Here is an 18,488-nt window from a genome sequence, read left to right on the forward strand (position 1 = left end):
GCTCGTGTCAGCCAACGCCACGAACTTCAAGGCGCAGCGCACTCGAAACTTGCAGCGCGCCTGGGGTCACCCTGCCCTCGGTATTTGACCAGTGTCGGCCAACGGCACATCGGCCGCGCCAGGGTTTCGGCAAACGGTGCCACGGCCTGCAGGTCGACTTGCACCAGATCTTGCGGCGCGTGTGCGCGCTCGACCCAGTCGGTCAGCGTCTGCAGCATGTCGACGCTCACGGGCGCCCCGGTGCCGACATGGTCGGCGCCGGGCGTGGTGTAGAGCCGCACAAAGGAATCTGCGCGCTCTTGACCCATGCGCGCCACCACCGAGCGGTAGTAGTCGATTCCCGCATACGGGTTTTGCGCGTAGTCGGCCAAGTGCTCGCTGATCACCAGCTTGCCGCCGCGTGCGCGAAAAGCCGACAGATCCGGATCTGTCGAGTCCATCAGTGCAGAAACTTCGCGCACGCGGGGTGCGAAATCCTCGGGCCGGAATCGGCTCGGATCGAACGCCGGATCACGCGCGTAGAAATATTGAATTGCGCCATTGCCATAGAGCCAGGCACGGCTGCTGGTCGGCCCGACCGGCAACGACTGTCGCGCGGTACCGGTCTGCCAGCTGACATAGCCACCCACCGGCCCGGTGCCAGAAGCAGCCTCGCCGCCCCATCCCCAACCCGGGTAGCTGCGAATGCCGTTGGCCAGCGGAAAGCTGAATTCATACGGTGCATGCAGCGTTCGCACCGCCTGAACCTGCGCATCGCTCAGGCAGTCGGTCGTGGCTGAACCCGTGCAGCGCAATGTCGCAGGATCGAACAGCTTGCCGCACCCCATCGGGTTGCCGACGATGCCATCGACCAACCCGTCGAGCGCATCGCAACGGGCCAGCACCGCGCTCGCCAGCAGCTTGACGAGCGGCGGCGGCAGCCAGCCGTCGCCGGTTTGCGTGGCGCCCATGCGCGTGCCGGCCGCCTGCAGGCCGGCCCAGTTGATGACCGGCACGCGGCTGAAGATGCCGTCGAAATCCTGCGGATAGCGCTGGGCCAGCGTCAGCCCTTCGCGGCCGCCCTCGGAGCTGCCCATGAAGTAGAGCTTGGCCGGAGCTTGCCCGTAGCGGCGCTTCATCAGATCCACCGAAACGTCGCGCACTTTCTTGTACGACGCGTGCGCGAAATTGACGAGCGCCTCGTCGTTGAGCGCGAAGGCCTGGAGCGCGACACCGGGCGCGTTCTGGTGGCCCGAGTCGGTACCGACGGTGACGAATCCGCGCGCCAGCGGCGACGGCTGATCGATGCGCGCGGAAGGTGGCAGCCCGACCGCGTTGATCAACACGCCGTTGAAACCACCTCCGCCGTACTGCAAAGAGCGGCCGTTCCACTGGCTCGGCAGATTCACCTGAAAGCGGATCGGCGGCGCCGCCGGATCGACAGACTGCACGGCACCCAGGACCCTGCAGTACTGCGGCGTGGCAGGCACCACCACCACTTCGGGTGGTGGCGGAACAAAGGGCAATGGATTCGTCAATGAGAGTTCGCTGGCTGACACCAGCGTGGCCGATTCGATCACCGCGCCCGAGCTCGGCAGGCCGATGGCCGCGGCTGGAATCGGCTGCATCATTGCAGCGCACGCAGCCGCCGGATCGGCCACGGCGCGGACCGAGCCGGTGCCTGCGCAGCCGGCCAGCAGCGCGACGGTGAGGGCTGCCAGCGGAGCCAGCGGCGCAGTGCCGGCACGCGCCCACGCGGTCGTCGATTGCTTCATATGTCTCCTGTTGTTTTTTGAAATCGGGTGCCAGTATGAAGCAGCGCGATGTGTCACGTCGGGCCGCATTCCGCCATGTGCGAGCCGCTTGTTGCAACGAAAATAGACGCCATGCAAATGCCTCCGTCGACCCCTTTCCAGATCCGGCAATTCGATGTCTTCGTGTTTCGCGCGCCGGCCGACCCGCCGGTGCAGACCTCGTTCGGAATCATGCGCGACCGCCCTGCCGTTCTGGTGCGCCTGACCGATGCCGACGGTCATGTCGGCTGGGGCGAGATCTGGTGCAACTTCCCCACCGTGGGCGCAGAGCATCGCGCGCGGATGGCGTTGGCTTACTGCAAGCCGGTGGTCATGGCGCACGCCTGGACGCACCCGCGCGAGGGCTTCGAAGAACTCACGCGCCGCTTCGCCGTGCTGGCGATTCAGACTGGCGAATACGGTCCGTTGCATCAGATCGTCGCCGGCGTCGACACGGCGATGTGGGACCTCTTTGCGCGCCGCGCCGGCAAGCCGCTCTGGCAACTGCTGGGAGATACCGATGGCGCAGAAGACGGTGCGCATGCCCCACCGATCCAGGTCTACGCCTCCGGCATCAACCCGACCGAGCCCGACCGACTGGCGCTGCAAAAACGTGACGAAGGCTATCGTGCGTTCAAGCTCAAGGTCGGCTTCGGCGCCGAGCGCGACCTCGCCAATCTGCGCCTGTTGCGCGACGCACTGGGCAACGAAGCGACGCTGATGGTCGATGCCAACCAGGCCTGGGATTTCGACGAGGCGCGCCTTGCCGGCCAGCGCATGGCGGGCTTCGATCTGCTATGGATGGAAGAGCCGATGCGTGCCGACCAACCGGCACCACGCTGGACCGAGCTCGCGCAGACGCAACCGCTGACCCTGGCCGGCGGCGAGAACCTCACCGGCCTGTCGCAGTTCCGCGAGTTCATCGCGGTGAAAGGGCTGTCGATCATCCAGCCCGACCTCGGCAAATGGGGTGGCATTACCGCGTGCCTCGACGTCGCCCTCGAAACGGTGGCCGCCGGCAAGTGGTACTGCCCGCACTGGCTGGGTGGCGGCATCGGCCTCGCCGCGTCGATGCATCTGAAAACCGCTGTCGGCGGTCCGGGCTATGTCGAAGTCGACGCCAATCCGAACCCGCTGCGCGAACTGACTGCGCTGCCGAACTTCGTCGTGCGCGACGGCGCCGTCACGCTGTCCAACGCACCCGGCCTGGGCGTCGTGCCCGACCTGGAGGCATGCCACCAGTACCTGATCGAGATCTCGCTGACCGGTGTCTGAGACACCGGTCGCTCCTCAGTAAATGGCTGGCTCCGGCGTCGGCCCGTTGCCCGACAGGCTTTCGAAGTCGCAACCCAGATGCGCCTGCGTGACCTCGCGCTGGAACATGCGCGTGTAGCCGCGTGTGAATGGCTGCACCGGCGCGACCCAGGCCCGGCGCCGTTCGGCCAGTTCTTCATCAGACACCAGCATGTCGAGCCGGCGTTCGCCGATGTCGAAGCAGATCATGTCGCCGGTTTTCAGCAGCGCGAGCGGCCCGCCGATCGCCGATTCTGGCGACACATGCAGGATGCAGGTGCCGTAGTGGGTGCCGCTCATGCGCGCATCGGAGATGCGCAGCATGTCGCGCACGCCCTGGCGCAACAGCTTCTTAGGGATCGGCAAGTTGCCCCACTCGGGCATGCCGGGTCCACCGACCGGGCCACCGTTGCGCAGCACCAGCACGGTCGATTCGTCGACGTCCAGTGCTTCGTCGGCCATCGCCGCGAGCATCTCGGCGTTCGACTCGAAAACAAGCGCGCGGCCGGTGTGGCGCAGCAATTTCGGCGTGGCGGCGGCCGGCTTGATGACGGCACCGTCCGGGCACAGGTTGCCGCGCAGCACGGCCAGCGCCATGCCGGCTTCGGGACAGTCGGTATCGCCCTTCTTCAGCGGCGTCTCTGGGTCGAGGATGGTGCCGTCGTCGGTCGACGGCCAGTTGGCGATGTTGTCACCCAAGGTGCAGCCAGTGACGGTCATGGCCGACAGGTCGAGGTGCCTGGCGATCTTGTTCAGCACCGCCGGCAAGCCGCCGGCGAAGTGAAAGTCCTCCATCAGCTTGTCGCCCGAGGGGTAGAGGTTGGCGATGACCGGCACCTTGCGCGCGATTTCATCCAGGTCGTCTATGGTGATTTCGATGCCGGCGCGCCCGGCCATCGCCGGAAGGTGCACGGCCGCATTGGTCGAGCCACCCAACGCCATGTAAGCCGCGATGGCATTCAGGAACGATGCTTTGCTCACGATGCGCGAAGGCTTCAGGTCTTCCCACACCATGCCGACGATGCGCTCGCCGCAGCGCCACGCCATGCGGCTGTGCTCTGCATCGACGGCGGGAATGCTCATGGCGCCCGGCAGCGAAAGCCCCAGCGCCTCGGCGATGGCGGTCATGGTGCTGGCCGTTCCCATGGTGTTGCAGGTGCCGGTGGTGCGCGTCATGCGCGCTTCGAGCCCGACCCATTCGGCCTTGTCGATGTTGCCGATGGTGTACTCGGCCCAGAACTTCTTGGTGTGCGTGCCGGCGCCGACCGCCTGGCCCTTGTAGCGGTCGTTCAGCATCGGGCCGGCGGGCATGAAGATGGCCGGGATGTCCATCGACAGCGCGCCCATGATGAGCCCGGGCGTCGTCTTGTCGCAGCCGCCCATCAGCACCGCGCCGTCGATCGGCAGGCTGCGCAGCAGCTCCTCGCACTCGATCGACAACAGGTTGCGGTAGAGCATGGTGGTCGGCTTGACCATCACTTCGCCGAGGCTCAACGCCGGCAGTTCGAGCGGGTACCCGCCGGCCTGCAGCACGCCGCGCTTGACCGTCTCGGCCCGCTCGCGGAAGTGCGCATGACAGGGCGAAAGGTCGCTCCATGTGTTGATGACCCCGATCACCGGCCTGCCCATGAACGCTTCACGCGCCAGCCCTTGCGCCTGCATGCGCTGACGATGCGCGAAGCCGCGAATGTCGTCGCTGGCGAACCAGCGCTGGCTGCGCAGCTCTTCGATGGATCGGGTCGGCTTGGCGGTGTGGGTCACCGAAACATCAACGGACATACGAGGAAGACGCTTTCATTCAGTAGGTGGCGGGCGCTTTGGCCGCCGCATTCACGGGCGCGCCGGGCACCGACGCCGACTTGAAGCGCGCAGCCACGTCGTCGGCAGCCTTGCGCAGCAGCACCTGGTCGGTGGCGACCGCAACGAACAGCGCACCGAGGTTCAGGCACTCGCGGGCGCGCGGCTCGTCGATCATCAAAATGCCCGGCGCCTTGCCGCACGCCAGGATGCGGCGGATGGCGTCGTCGATGGCGGCACGTACCGTCGGGTGATTGACCTGGCCGGCCACGCCCATGCTGGCGGACAGGTCACCGGGGCCGATGAACACGCCATCGACACCGTCCACGTTGGCGATGTCTTCGAGTTGCTCCAGCGCTTCCGCCGTTTCAACCTGCACCAGCACGCACAGCTCGCGCTCGGCCTCTTTCACATAGCCGGTGTCGCGACCGAAGCGCGAGGCGCGCATGCTGCCGCCCATGCCGCGGATGCCGCCCGGCGGATAGCGCGTGGCCGCGACGGCAGCTTCAGCCTCCGCTCGGTTCTGCACGAAGGGCAGCAGCAGCGTTTGCGCACCGATGTCGAGGTACTGCTTGATGAGCACCGGATCGTTCCACGGCGGCCGCACCACGGCCGACGTCGGCTTGTCTTTTTCAGCCTGCACCGCTTGCAGCTGTTGAAGCATGAGCACCGGATCGCTCGGCGCGTGTTCGGTGTCCAGCAGGATCCAGTCGAAGCCGGCACCGGCCAGCAACTCGGAGATGTAGGGATACGGCAGCGTCGACCAGATGCCGATTTGCGGCTGCTTGGCGGCGAGTGCGTGTTTGAAGAGGTTGATGGCGGGCATAAGCACTTTCGGTTCGGTTCGAGTGGATCGGGTGGCGTTCAGTCGATCTGCACGTTGCCGGCTTTGATGACCTCGCCCATGGTGGCGTAGTCGGCCTTGATGCGTGCTTCGAATTCCTGCGGCGTCGACGACAGCACGTCGAAGCCCTGATCTTCCATCGACTTGCGGAACGCCGGTTCCTTGAGGACTTCGCGCATCTCCTTGTTCAGCCGATCGACGATCGGCGCTGGCGTGCCGCTGCGCACGAGCATGCCGCTCCAGGCGAGCTGCACCACGCCGGGCGCACCGGCCTCGGCCATCGTCGGCACGTTAGGCAACGACCTGGAACGATGCGTGTCGGCGACCGCGAGCACCCGCACCTTGCCGGCCTTCTCGAAGGCGAGCACCGCCGAAAGGTTGTGAAACATCATCGGGATTTGCCCGGCGATGACATCGTTGAGCGCGGCCGGACCGCCCTTGTAAGGGACGTGGATCAGCGACGTGCCGGTCCTGGATTCGAACTGCAGCCCGGTCAGGTGCATGGTGTTGCCGTTGCCGGCCGAGCCGAAGGTCAGCGTGCCCGGCTTGGCCTTGGCGTCGCCGACCACGTCGGCCACCGTTTTGTAGGGCGTGGCGGCACCGACGATCAGCACATTGGGCGTCTGGTTGGTCAGCGTGACCGGCTGAAAATCCTTGAACGAATCGAAACCCGGCGTCTTGTACAGATGCGGGTTGACTGCCATCGTGCTGACCGAGCCGAAGAAGATCGTGTAGCCATCGGCCGACTGTTGCCGCGCCACATAAGCAGCCGCGATGTTGCCGTTGGCGCCGGGTTTGTTCTCGATGACGATCGGCTGATTCAGGCGCTTGGCCAGTGCCTGCGCGAACGGCCGCGCGAACTGATCCGCTGCGCCACCGGCCGGCTGCGGCACGACCATCATGATCGGCTTCTGCGGATAGTCGGCGGCGGACTGCGCATGGGCGGGGGCGGCGCACAGCGCCAGGGTGGCGGCGAGAACCGGCAAGGCCCGTCGCGTCATCTTGAACTTGGGCACGTATCTCTTCGGCATCTCGATCTCTTCGTTAGATCACTTGGGCAAGGCGTGATGGTCGCCGCGCCAGAACGCGATCTGGTGTGCCACTTGGTGCTCGACCATCGGGCGCCCGCCGAGCACGCGCAGCCCGCGTGCTGTGGCGGCGGTCATCAGTTCGGTGTCGCGCGCGGCAATGATGTCGAACAGCGCGGCATCGGCCGGCAGCAGCGCCGCATCGAAGGGCATCGGATCGTCGTCGTGCAGGCCCATCGGCGTGGCGTTCACGGCCAGCCCGGCGTGGGCCAGGGCTTCGCGGCGATGGCCGATGACGAGGTCGGGAAATTTCCGCTGCAGCGCGTGTCGCAGGGCTGCGGCGCGGTTGGCGTCGGTGTCCAGCACGTCGATCTCTCGCACACCGGCTGCGGCCAGCGCGAAAGCGATCGCGGTGCCGGCGCCGCCCGAGCCTGCGATCACCACCGGCCTACCCGTATCGAGCAGCCCGTTCGCGCGTGCGGCGCCGAGAAAGCCGATGCCATCGGAGTTGGCGCCGGCCCAGTGGCCATCGGCTTCGAGTCGCAGCGTGTTCGCCATGCCGGTGTCACGCGCCTCGGCCGTGGCCCGGCTGCACAGTGCGAAAGCCGCCGCCTTGTGCGGAATGGTGAGGTTGACGCCTTGCAGGTTGGTCACGCGCGCCAGCTGCGCCAGCGTCGCGCTCAGGTCGGCCGGCAAGACGCCCATCGGCACCATGTGCCAGTCGAGCCCGGCGGCGGCGAACGCGGGGTTGTAGGTGCGCGGCGCGCGCACATGGTCGACCGGATGGGCAAGGATAGGGACGATGCGCGTTGCGCCGGTAAGGGGTGGGTGGGACACGCTCAACCCTTCACCGCGCCGGCCGTCAAACCGCTGACCAGATAGCGCCGCACCAGCATCGAGAACACCAGCACCGGCGCCATCACCAAGGAGCCGCCGGCGGCGATCTTGCCCCACTCCCAGCCTTCGTAATTCATGAAGTTGACCACTGCCACCGGCGCCGTGCGCGCATCCGTGCGGGTCAGGATGAGCGCGAAGAAGAAGTCATTCCAGGCGTACAAAAAACACAGGATGGAAGTGGCTGCGATGCCCGCCGTCGCCATCGGCATGACGATCTCGAAGAACACCGTCGGAAAGCCGGCGCCGTCCATCAATGCCGCCTCTTCGAGCGATTCCGGCACCGCGTCGAAGAAGGGTTGCATCATCCATATGACCAGCGGCAGGTTGAAGGTCATGTAGATCAGGATGAGGCCGGTGCGCGTGTCGAGCAGGCCGAGCCAGCGGTACGCCAGAAAGAACGGAATGGTGAAGGCGATGGGCGGCGCCATGCGCGTCAGCAAAATGCCGAGCCCCAGGCCGAAGCGCCCTCTTCCGGTCCAGCGCGACAGCGCATACGCCGCCGGAATACCGAGAAGCAGCGCGAGCACCGTCGACACGACGCTGGTGATCAGGCTGTTGACGAACGACTCCGGAAAGCCCGCTTGCCAGAGCCCGACGTAGTGCTCCAGCGTCGGCGTGAAGAACATGCGGGGCGGAAATTCGAGGATGAGCGGTGTCGGCTTGAACGACATCTGCAACAGCCACAGGAAAGGCAACAGCATCGCCAGCAGGATGATCGGCACGGCCCAGCGCGCCAGCGGCCAGCGGCGGCGCAAAGCCAGCACGCGTTGCGATGTCATGAGTCGATTCCCCGGTTGCGGCTGACCCGCATCGCGGCCCAGCTGATGAGCACCGTGGCCACCAGCAGCACCACGGTGATGGCGCTCGAATAGCCCAGCTCGCCGAAGTTGAAAGCCACCAGGTAAGCGTAGTAGTTGGTCACCTCGGTCACCGAACCGGGCCCGCCGCCGGTCAGCAGGAAGATGAGCGGAAAGGCCTTGATGCTGTCGATCAGCCGGAACAGCGTGCACACCAGCAGCACCGGCGCGATGTACGGCAGCACGATGTGGCCGAACACGCGCCAAACATCGGCACCGTCCATGCGCGCGGCCTCGACATATTCGGCGGGCAGCGTCTGCAGTGACGCCAGCACCATCAGGAAGGTGAACGGCGCCCACTCCCAGGTGTCGGCGATGACGATTGCCCACAGCGCGAAGTCGACATGCGTCGTCATCGCCGGCAGCGCGATGCCGAGCATCCGCGCGGCCTGGTAGATCGGACTGATGTCGGGCGTGTAGATCAGCTTCCAGATCACCGCCACGACGATGGGCGGCAGCACCATCGGGATCACGAACAGGTGCCGCAACGACTTCCAGCGGTCTTGTCCCGAGTGCACCAGAAGCGCCAGCCCGGTGCCGAGCAGCACCTGCAGCACCACCGTGTAGACCGAAAGCCGCGCCTGCACCCAGAGCGAGCCGACGAAGCGCTCGTCGCTGCCGAGCAGCTTGTAGTTGCGCAGCGGCTCGGTGAAGTCGGTGAGCGAACCGGGGTTGACCAGCGCCCCCGGCGTCAGGCTGGTGACCAGCAGAAACAACGTCGGCAAGCCCGCCACCAGCAGCAGAAACAGCAGGCTCGGCGCGATGGCCATCCGCACGAAACTGCGGCGTTGACGTTCGTAGGATGCAGCGGCCATCGGCGGTGCGGGCTCAGACTTTCGCGCCAGCGCGGCGCAGGCTGCCGAGTGCGGCCTCTTGCGCCGACTTCATCGACTCGGCTGGAGGCATCTGGCCCGACACCACGCGCTCGACCGCCTTGTTCACCACGTCGCCGATCAGCGGAAATTCTTTCACCGTGCGGTAGGCCATGTAGTTGTGCGTCTTGCTCGGCATGTCGAGCACTTCGAGGTAGAGCTTGCCGATGTCCTGGCCGTTGACCGTATTGATGCGCTTGTACTCGGCGCTCTCGATCACCGAGCGGCGGCAGATCGACGGATGGCCGGTGTCCTTCACGATGCGTGCGGTCAGCTCGGGGCTGAGCGTCCACTTGATGAACTCCCAGGCGGCTTCCTTGTTCTTGGCGTTCTTCGGAATGCCCAGGCCCTGGCTGTTCGCTGCGGGAAAGTCGCCCTTCGGCCCGGCCGGCATGCGCATCACGCGGGCCGTGTCCTTCACTTTGCTGTCGGGCGAGGTGAGCATCGCGGTGACCCACGAACTGGAGTGGATGAAGATGTTGGAACGGCCGCTGATGAGTGCGGCGCGGGCCTGGTCTTCGGTGTAGCCGAGCACGCCTTGCGGCCCGTATTTCGACAACAGCGTCGTGTAGAAAGCGGTGGCCTCGATGGACGCCGGCGTGTCGAGTGCCGGCTTGATGTCGGTGGGCGGGTTGACGAACAGATCACCGCCGTAGCCCTGGATGTAGGGTGGCAAAAACCAGTGATGCAGATTCGAGCTGACGAAGCCGGTGACCGGCCCGCTGCCGCCGTCCTGCCCATTGACCGCGTCGCACACCTTCATGAGTTCGTCGAAAGTGCGCGGTGCTTCCACGCCGCGCTTTTTCATGAGGTCGGTGCGGCTGATTCCCATCAACATGGCGCCGCCTTCCCATGAATAGCCGAAGGTCTTGCCGGCCTTGTCGAGGTACGGCAATTGCGCACCCTTGACGAAGTCGTCCGGGTTCCAGCTGGCCGGCGTGAGCTTGCGGTCGTTGCAGAAATCGTCGAGGTTGGCGAGCAGCCCGGCCGCCACCCAGCGCGCTGCCAGGATGAAGGTGACGTTGCAGAAATCCCAGGCGCTGCCGCCCGACGACAGCTCCAGGTCGGCCTGCTGGTTGTAGACCGGAAAGGCCGACAACTGCAGGTCGACCGTCATGCCGGTCTGCGCCTCGAACTCGGGAATGTATTTGCGCAGGATGTTGAAGAAGCCGTGCTGGTAAGCAGCGCCGCGCAGCTTCACGCCAGCGAAGGGCTTGGCCTGCGCGAGGGCCGGAAATGCCAGCGTGCTGCCGGCACTCACCGCCACGGTGGCGGCGGCGGCCTTGATCAGGCGGCGACGCTGGGCGTCGATTCGAAGCGGTTCGTTGGTGCGCATGGTGTGTCTCCTGGAGGCTCTGCCGGGGATGGACCGCAGGCAGGTTCGACATGCTCCTTGCCTTTGGCAGCCAGGAATATGACAGACAATTTAAATTCGTACCGTCGTGGAAAACCCGGAGATCATACGCAATTCGCCTCGTATAACCTCCATCAGCCAAATTATTATGTCTGACCAGAATATCTCCTCCATGACTTCGGCCAGCCCCGCTGCGCGGCGTGGGCCGCTGGCCGTCACCGAGGCGCTGGCGCGGCGAGTGATGGGCGGCGAGTGGGGGGACGGCACCTCGCTGCCGACCGAAGTCGAGTTGGCCGAACAGTTGGGCGTGGCCCGCACCTCGGTGCGCGAAGCCTTGAGCCGGCTCAAGGCCAAGGGCCTGCTGGTGTCGCGGCAAAAGGCCGGCACCCGCGTGCTGCCGCGCATGCAATGGAACATGCTGGACGAAGACGTGTTGCGCTGGGCCTGGTCGGGCAACGACCGCGTGCAGATGGCGCAACACCTGATGCAGTTGCGGCGCATCGTCGAGCCGGCCGCGTGCGAACTCGCGGCCACCTCGGCGCCCGATGCCGCCATTGCCGCCATCGAGCGTGCCTACCGTGCGATGGATGCTGCGGGCATGGACCCGGTCGCCTATGCGGGGCCCGACCTGGAGTTCCATCACGCCATCCTGAGCGCCACCGGTAACCCGTTTTTAGTGGCCTTCGGTGCCACCATCGAGGCCGCGCTGCGCACCTCGTTCGAGCTGTCGACGCGGCAACCCGGTGCGCCGCGCAAGAGCCTGCCGCTGCACCGCGCAGTGCTCGACCAGATCTGGGCGCGCAAGCCAGCCGAGGCGCGCAAGGCGATGGAGGAACTGCTCGGACTGACCGAATCCAACATCCAGCGCGGGGTCGCGCAGGCGGCCAATACGCCCACGGGCTGACACCTTTTTCAACGCAACGCAGCAAAGAAATTCATGGCCGAGATCCAACTCAAATCCATCAGCAAGCGCTTCGGCGACGTCGAGGTGATTCCTGACATCGACCTCACCATGCCCGACGGCCAGGTGACCGTGCTGCTCGGTCCGTCGGGCTGTGGCAAATCGACCTTGTTGCGCATGATCGCCGGCCTTGAAACGCCGAGCGGCGGCGAGGTGCGCATCGCCGGCCGATTGATGAACGACGTGCCGCCCTCCGACCGCGGCTGTGCGCTGGTGTTCCAGAACTACGCGCTGTACCCGCACAAGACCGTACGGCAGAACCTGGCCTTCCCGCTGCGCATGGCCAAGGCGTCGGCCGCCGAACAGCAGCGTAGCGTCGACGAGATCGCCGGCACGCTCGAACTCACGCCTCTGCTCGACCGCTTTCCGCGCCAGCTCTCGGGCGGCCAGCGGCAGCGTGTGGCCATGGGCCGCGCGATGATCCGCCGGCCCGAGGTTTTTCTGTACGACGAGCCGCTGTCGAACCTCGACCTCGAGCTGCGAGTGCGGCTGCGCCTCGAGATCGCGCGCATGCAGCGCACGTTGAAAGCGACCGCGGTGTACGTGACGCACGACCAGACCGAAGCCATGACGCTGGCCGACCAGATCGTGGTGTTGCGCAAGGGTCGCATCGAGCAGGTCGGCTCGCCGCTGACGCTGTACCGGTCGCCTGCCAACCTGTTCGTCGCCGGCTTCATCGGCACGCCGCGCATCAACCTCTTCAAGGTCCAGCGCTGCGAGCCGGATGCGCGCGGCACCTTCTTGAGGCTGGGCGACGCGACGCAGCAGGTGCCGCTTCATGTCCCGCTTCGGCTGCACGGCGAAGCCGCCACGATCGGCTTCAGGGCCGAGCAGGCCCGCATCGGCGAACCGGCGCCCGGCGAGGTCGTGCTGGAACTGCGCGACTGCGAAACGCTGGCCGTCGAGCAGCTCGGCGATCGCGCCTTCTGCTACCTGCGCTCGGCCCTCGGCGAGCTCGTGTTGCTCGCACCGACCGCCAACCCGCAGCTCAGCGGCACGCTGCGCCTGTCGATTGCGCCCGAGTCATTGCACTTTTTCAGCGCCGACGAGCGCGCGGTGCAAAGCGAGGCGATTCGCGCCGTCGCCTGAGTTCGCCGACTTCGAGGCACTACGTCGGCACGAAGGTCCCGTGCAGGCCCAATGGCAGCGCGTACGGCAAGGTGGCTTGCGCAACCGGTCCATCGGTCAAGGCGTCGGCGGCAAAACAGGAGAGCACCGTCTTTTTCTGCGCATAGTCGAACACGGTGCCCAGCACCCAACCCGGGCCTCGACCGTCCGGCACGAACAGGTGTTCCTCGACCACCGATTCCTTTCCATAGCTGAAGACCTGGGACGATCCCGACTCGACGTTGGTGTTGGCGATCGCACTCAACATCGGCAGGCCGACAAGCGGATTCGTCGCATGAATCACGTGGCCATGTCGCAGTCCGACCGAGCGTGGATCGATGCGCGGAAACTCGGCTTCTGCTGCCAGGTCGACCTGCGTCGCCTTGCCGCTTCCAAGGTCGAGGCTGGCGACTGCGAGCGTCGGGCTCGCAGCGCGTACCAGCTGGCCGCGCATGACGTCGCGCGTGCTTACGAAGAGGGTCGACGCATCGGCGGAGCGCGCATAGTCGACATGGACCACGGTGCCGCTTGCGGTCTCTTCTTCCCAGGCATTTCCGAGGTGAAACAGAAAGCCGACTGGCAGCATGAATGTCTGCTGCCGCTTCCAGTCTTTCTTGTCGATGACCAGCGCGCGCATGCCGAGTTCGGGCCGCCACACATGCGAGTCGAGAACGCTGGCGCCGGCCATCCTTCGCCTGACGTCGTACACCAGCGGCGGCAGCAAAAAGACGAGGTGCCTGGCGGTCACTGCGAAGTCGTGAATCATCGGCAGGTCGGCGAGCGGCAGCGCATCGGCACGTCGCAGCACGCCGTCGGGCGCGATCTCGTAAAGCAGCAACAGGCCGCTGTTCGAGCTCACGCCGAAGTTCCAGACCGTCCCGTCGGGCTCGACCCTCGGATGGGCGGAGAACGGGACGCCCGCAAGATCGGCGCGCCAGGTCTTGATGCCGCGCGTCTCCAATGTTTGCGGATCGAGGCGCGTGGCCGAGCCGCCTTCCCAAAGCGCCAGCAGTTCGCCGCCCACGTGCAGCATGCTGATGTTGGCGACGTTCATGCTGTCGGGAGAGGTCACTTCGTCGGTGCCCTTGAACACGGTGCCGAAGCCCTCCGTCAGCCGCCGCCCGGCGCGCATTTCAGCCGCGCGCTTGGCGGTCGCCACATAGCGGCCCTGGTGGTGAACCTCGCTGCCGGCGATCACGAAACGATGCGCCATGCCGTCGCCGTCGAACCAGTGGTGGTAGCGCTCACCGCCCAGGTCATGGCCGGCCGGGCCGATGCGATAGAGCGTGCCGGCGACGGCATCGGGGAAACGCCCGCGCACCCTGGCGGCAGTCAGCGGCAGGTCGCCCCTCGGCGTAGCGAAGGCCGACTTCCAGGGCATGGTCGAGGCATCGAACTGCGCCTGCCAGGCGTCCGGCGCGTCGAGCGTGTCGGCGTGGGCCGACATCGACGGAATGAGCTGCAAAAGCGGCGACACACTGCCTGCGGCAAGCAGGCGACGCAGAAGTTCACGGCGGTCCATGGCCTGGCTCCTCGCTCAGTGCAGGCGGAAGGCGATGGTGCTGTCGGCATCCACCTTGACCGCAGCCGCGTCGAACGACGGCGGACCCATGCGCCCCTTGGCATCGTTCGAATACCCGTAACGCTCGGTCGGGAATCCCACCAGATTCGTGTCGAGCTTTTCATTGCCGTTCTCGTCGGCGAAAGACTTGACCACATAGCGCCCCGCTGCCAGACCGGCAAAAGCGAACTGCGCTGTGCCGTCCCGCATTGGAACCTTCTGCGATACCAGCGGCTTGTCGGCGGCAAAGGCTTCGGCCGAGTCGAACAGCGCCACGAAGAGCGTGGCCGGAACCGTCGGTCCATCGGTGACCGTGACTTTGAGGTCGGCTGCACTGGCGGCGAACGGGAGCAGCAATGCAAAGACGGTCGCACTCAGCGGTCGGAAAAAATTCATGTCGAAGCCCCTTGGGAAGTGGAACTCCGACCATCGCGCGAAGTGTTCTCGACGGCCATCGGAATGCGACAAGATGCTGCCGGCTGGCGCGAAGCGTTCGGAGGCTTCGCGGTGAATGCCGACGGCGTCTTGCACCGGCCGATCCGGGAAGCTGAACAAGACGACTTCCACTTCGGCCTCGAGCCGCAGCGTGGGCCACGACGGCACCACGAAAGTATCAGCTCGCGCGTTACAACACCCGTGCCCGTGCCGATTGCATGAACGCCGTATCGGTCGTGGTCACGCCGACGATCTTGGCAAGCTGCCGGCTGACGGTGACATACGCGTGGCCGATGCGACCTTCGAAATACAGCGAATCGCCACGGGCCAGGTGCACCACCTCACCATCCTCGAAGTGCACGTCGATCGCACCCGAAAGCACATAGGCGAACTCTTCGCCGGCATGCCGTGCGAAATCTTCCGGGCCGTTCAGGGTGCGCGAATGGACTGTCCCGACCACCGGGCTCATCTGCTTGCCGGCCGCTGTGGTGCCGAGAAACTCATACGCGAAAGACAGGCCGCGATACACCACGCCCTTGCCAGCGCGCGTGACCACCGGCCCGTCGAGCAAGGCCGGCTCGACACCGTCGCTGGCGAACATGGCGTTCATGTCCATCCGCAGTGCGCGCCCGAGTGCCGCGAAGTTTTCGTAGCCGAGGGCGAGCTGCCCACGCTCGGCACGCGAGATGGTCGTGATCGACACGCCCGACAGCGCCGACAGTTGCGACAGGGTCCAGCCAAACGCTTTGCGAGCCGTGCGCAAACGCTTGCCGAAGGTCTCGCGGTCGAGCGTGGTGGGCTCGACCGCGGGGGCGCTGCGTGGATGTGCTTTCAAGGCTTGCCGTCCAGTCGTTTTCGTTGCCGAATTCTGCCAGCCAGAACAATGTTCATACGTACGCCGCACCGCGAACTGGCCTGAAATTTGCGTATCCGCAAATTGTGATTTACGCTGCGCCAACTTTCGGTCCTCCTTTGCCCTGCTTCTTCCCCTCAATGCACCACTTGCGCGCGGTCCGCACCATCTTCCAATGAGCGTCACGGCTTCATCACCTTCCGCAGTCCAGGCGGACTTTCTCGTCATCGGTGCCGGCATCGCCGGCGCCTCGGTTGCGCACTGGCTCGCACCGCACGGCCGGGTCGTCGTGCTCGAGCGCGAAGACCAGCCCGGCTATCACTCGACCGGCCGCTCTGCCGCGCTCTTCATGGAAAGCTACGGCACGCAACAGGTGCGCGCGCTCACGATGGCGAGCCGCGCTTTCTTCGAGAACCCGCCGCCCGGCTTCACCGCCCATCCGCTGCTGACGCCACGCGGCGCCATGATGATCGCGGCGCCGGGCCAAGAGGCGCATCTCGATGAGCACTGGGAGGTGTTGCGCGGCATGGGCAAGGGCGCGCAACGACTCGATACCGCCGGCGCCCTCGCGCTGGTGCCGGTGCTGCGCGCGGAGCAGGTCATCGGCGCCGTCTACGAACCCGACGCGGCCGACATGGACGTACACGCCATTCACCAGGGTTATCTGCGCGGCATGCGACAAGCCGGCGGCAAGTTGGTTTGCAACGCGCCCGTCGATGCGATGGAGCGCACCGCGCAAGGCTGGCGCGTGCGGGCTGGCGGTGTCACGTATGAAGCGCCTGTCGTGCTCAACGCAGCCGGTGCCTGGGTCGACACCATCGCGAAACTGGCCGGCGTGCAGCCGATCGGCATCGAGCCACGGCGGCGCTCGGCCTTTATCTTCGCGCCGCCGGAGGGCGTCGACGCATCGCGTTGGCCGATGGCTTTCGGCGCGACCGAAGACTGGTACATCAAGCCCGACGCCGGCATGCTGCTCGGTTCGCCGGCCAACGCCGACCCGGTCGAGCCGCAAGACATCCAGCCAGAAGAGTTCGACATCGCGCTGGCGATTCACCGCATCGAAGAGAACACCACGCTCGCGATCCGCCGGCCGACGCGCACCTGGGCCGGGCTGCGCTCCTTCGTCGCCGATGGCGATCTGGTGGGCGGCTTCGACGACGCAGTGCCCGGCTTCTTCTGGGTCGCGGCGCAAGGCGGCTACGGCATCCAGACCTCGCCCACGATGGGCGAAACCTGCGCGGCACTGGCGCGCGGGCTGCCGGTGCCGGCGCACGCCGCGTCGTTTGGTCTCACCGCGGAGATGCTCGGCCCACAGCGGTTGCGCAAGGCCGCAGCCCTTTCACCCACCTCTTAAGGAGCCCCCCATGCGTGTCTTCAGCGGATCTCTCGCCACCGAAACCAACACCTTCGGACCGATGCCGACCGGCCTCGCGTCGTTCAAGGACCGCGGCTACTACGCCGCGGGTAAGCACCCCGATGCGATGACGTTCTTCTCGGGGCCGCTGTGGGCGGCCCGCCTTCGCGGCAAGGAACTCGGCTGGGACCTGGTCGAGGGCATGGTTGCCGGCGCGCAGCCCAGTGGCACCACGACGCGGCACGCTTACGAAACGCTGCGTGAAGAGTTGCTGGCCGACCTCGCCGCCGCATTGCCGGTCGACATGGTGGTGCTCGGCCTGCACGGGGCCATGGTCGCCGACGGCTACGACGATTGCGAGGGCGACCTGCTCACCCGCGTGCGCGCACTCGTCGGGCCCAAGGTCGTCGTCGGCGCCGAGCTCGATCCGCACTGCCACCTCACACCGGAAATGATCGCGCAGGCCGACCTGCTGATCGCCTTCAAGGAGTACCCGCACACCGACGTGCTGGAGCGCGGCATCGAGCTGGTCGACCTCTGCGCAGCCATGGTCGAAGGCAAGATCAAGCCGGTGGCCTCGGTGGTCGACTGCGACATGATCGTGACCGTCCACACCTCGCGCAATCCGGCGCGCGCTTTCGTCGATCGCCTGCAGTCGCTCGAAGGCAAAGACGGCGTGCTGTCGATTTCGGTTGCACACGGTTTCTCGTGGGGCGACGTGCCCGAGATGGGCACCAAGCTGCTGGTCTATGCCGACGGCGACCAGGCCAAGGCCGATGTCCTGTCACGCCAGCTGGCCGACGAACTGATCGGCATGCGCGAGGCGCTGGCGGTGCGCTATCCGGACATCGACAGCGCGCTCGACGAAGCGCTGGCTTTCGCTGGCGGCCCGGTCGTGTTGGCGGACGGCGCCGACAACCCCGGCGGCGGCGCGGCGGGCGACTCGACCTTCATCCTCCGACGCATGATCGAACGTGGCATCGACAACGCTGCGGTCGGTCCGATGTGGGACCCGATCGCTGCACGCATCGCATTCGAGGCCGGAGAAGGCGCACGGCTCGCGCTGCGCATCGGCGGCAAGATCGGCCCGATGTCGGGCGACCCGCTCGACCTGATGTGCACGGTCAAGGCACTGCGCCACGACATGGTGATGACCGGCCTGGCGAATACGCCGGTGGCGCTTGGCGACTGCGCGCTGGTCGAGGCCAACGGCATAGAGGTCGTGCTGATCACGCTGCGCAATCAGGCGATGGGCACGGATGTGTTCACGCAGCTCGGCTGTGACTTGGCTTCTAAAAAGATCATCGTGGTGAAGTCTTCGCAACACTTCTACGCATCGTTCTCCAAGGTCGCGAAGCACGTCATCTACGCGGGCGCGCCGGGCGCCGTGACCATCGATTTGTCGACCTTGCCGTACCGCAAGGCGCGCATGCCGAAGTGGCCGCTGGTGCCCACCGTCGCCGCTGCCTGATTCCCTTCTTTGTTTTCAGCCCAACTCACCAC

Annotated in this window: 16 protein-coding genes; 5 read left to right on the plus strand and 11 right to left on the minus strand. The window is 66.1% G+C overall.

The genetic code is table 11. The features are described from left to right. Positions 1-26: 26 nt before the first annotated feature. Entirely contained in the window at positions 27-1,754 is a 1,728-nt protein-coding gene (locus QN413_RS17870) for a tannase/feruloyl esterase family alpha/beta hydrolase (protein ID WP_323497915.1), read from the minus strand. Between the two features lie 111 nt (positions 1,755-1,865). Here QN413_RS17870 and QN413_RS17875 point away from each other — a divergent pair, with 111 nt between their 5' ends. Further along, positions 1,866-3,047, plus strand: a complete 1,182-nt coding sequence (locus tag QN413_RS17875; protein ID WP_323497916.1) for a mandelate racemase/muconate lactonizing enzyme family protein — start codon at positions 1,866-1,868, stop codon at positions 3,045-3,047. Between the two features lie 15 nt (positions 3,048-3,062). Here QN413_RS17875 and araD read toward each other — a convergent pair whose 3' ends face one another. From araD to QN413_RS17910, 7 genes are read right to left on the minus strand one after another with little or no spacing between them, the layout of a single operon-like run. After that, positions 3,063-4,844 (minus strand): L-arabinonate dehydratase, encoded by a 1,782-nt coding sequence (gene araD / locus QN413_RS17880; protein ID WP_323497917.1) that lies wholly within the window; start codon positions 4,842-4,844, stop codon positions 3,063-3,065. Positions 4,845-4,863: 19 nt separating this feature from the next. Next, positions 4,864-5,688: an aldolase/citrate lyase family protein gene (locus tag QN413_RS17885; RefSeq protein ID WP_323497918.1), complete on the minus strand. Its 825-nt coding sequence runs from the start codon at positions 5,686-5,688 to the stop codon at positions 4,864-4,866. Positions 5,689-5,726: 38 nt separating this feature from the next. After that, on the minus strand, positions 5,727-6,737 hold the full coding sequence (locus tag QN413_RS17890) for a tripartite tricarboxylate transporter substrate binding protein (protein ID WP_323497919.1): 1,011 nt from the start codon (positions 6,735-6,737) through the stop codon (positions 5,727-5,729). 18 nt (positions 6,738-6,755) lie between these two features. Beyond that, on the minus strand, positions 6,756-7,571 hold the full coding sequence (locus tag QN413_RS17895) for a shikimate dehydrogenase (protein ID WP_323497920.1): 816 nt from the start codon (positions 7,569-7,571) through the stop codon (positions 6,756-6,758). 2 nt (positions 7,572-7,573) lie between these two features. Beyond that, entirely contained in the window at positions 7,574-8,410 is an 837-nt protein-coding gene (locus tag QN413_RS17900; RefSeq protein ID WP_323497921.1) for a carbohydrate ABC transporter permease, read from the minus strand. Continuing rightward, a complete protein-coding gene (locus QN413_RS17905; RefSeq protein WP_187052915.1) occupies positions 8,407-9,303 on the minus strand; it encodes a carbohydrate ABC transporter permease in 897 nt (298 codons plus the stop codon). The genes QN413_RS17900 and QN413_RS17905 overlap by 4 nt, the downstream gene beginning before the upstream one ends. A gap of 13 nt (positions 9,304-9,316) precedes the next feature. Further along, a complete protein-coding gene (locus QN413_RS17910) occupies positions 9,317-10,696 on the minus strand; it encodes an ABC transporter substrate-binding protein (RefSeq protein WP_323497922.1) in 1,380 nt (459 codons plus the stop codon). Between the two features lie 190 nt (positions 10,697-10,886). Between QN413_RS17910 and QN413_RS17915 the strand changes: the two genes are divergently transcribed. Then, complete coding sequence (locus QN413_RS17915) at positions 10,887-11,618, plus strand: FadR/GntR family transcriptional regulator (protein WP_323497923.1); 732 nt, start codon at positions 10,887-10,889, stop codon at positions 11,616-11,618. A gap of 33 nt (positions 11,619-11,651) precedes the next feature. After that, positions 11,652-12,764 carry an ABC transporter ATP-binding protein gene (locus QN413_RS17920; RefSeq protein ID WP_323497925.1) on the plus strand — a complete coding sequence of 371 codons (1,113 nt, stop codon included), beginning with the start codon at positions 11,652-11,654 and terminating at the stop codon, positions 12,762-12,764. 19 nt (positions 12,765-12,783) lie between these two features. On the opposite strand, the gene QN413_RS17925 is transcribed toward QN413_RS17920, so the two are convergent. The 3 genes from QN413_RS17925 to QN413_RS17935 are packed head-to-tail and all read right to left on the minus strand — an operon-like array spanning position 12,784 to position 15,613. Further along, positions 12,784-14,304, minus strand: a complete 1,521-nt coding sequence (locus QN413_RS17925) for a carotenoid oxygenase family protein (RefSeq protein WP_323497926.1) — start codon at positions 14,302-14,304, stop codon at positions 12,784-12,786. Between the two features lie 15 nt (positions 14,305-14,319). Then, on the minus strand, positions 14,320-14,946 hold the full coding sequence (locus QN413_RS17930) for a DUF2141 domain-containing protein (protein ID WP_323497927.1): 627 nt from the start codon (positions 14,944-14,946) through the stop codon (positions 14,320-14,322). Positions 14,947-14,968: 22 nt separating this feature from the next. After that, positions 14,969-15,613: an XRE family transcriptional regulator gene (locus tag QN413_RS17935; RefSeq protein ID WP_323497928.1), complete on the minus strand. Its 645-nt coding sequence runs from the start codon at positions 15,611-15,613 to the stop codon at positions 14,969-14,971. Between the two features lie 193 nt (positions 15,614-15,806). Here QN413_RS17935 and QN413_RS17940 point away from each other — a divergent pair, with 193 nt between their 5' ends. Continuing rightward, the gene (locus tag QN413_RS17940; RefSeq protein WP_323497930.1) at positions 15,807-16,985 is read left to right on the plus strand and encodes an FAD-binding oxidoreductase; all 1,179 of its coding nucleotides are present in this window, start codon (positions 15,807-15,809) and stop codon (positions 16,983-16,985) included. 10 nt (positions 16,986-16,995) lie between these two features. Further along, positions 16,996-18,456 (plus strand): M81 family metallopeptidase, encoded by a 1,461-nt coding sequence (locus QN413_RS17945; protein WP_323497931.1) that lies wholly within the window; start codon positions 16,996-16,998, stop codon positions 18,454-18,456. The last annotated feature ends 32 nt before the right edge of the window (positions 18,457-18,488 follow it).

This window comes from Variovorax sp. LG9.2, from assembly GCF_035018885.1.
Lineage (GTDB): Bacteria > Pseudomonadota > Gammaproteobacteria > Burkholderiales > Burkholderiaceae_C > Variovorax.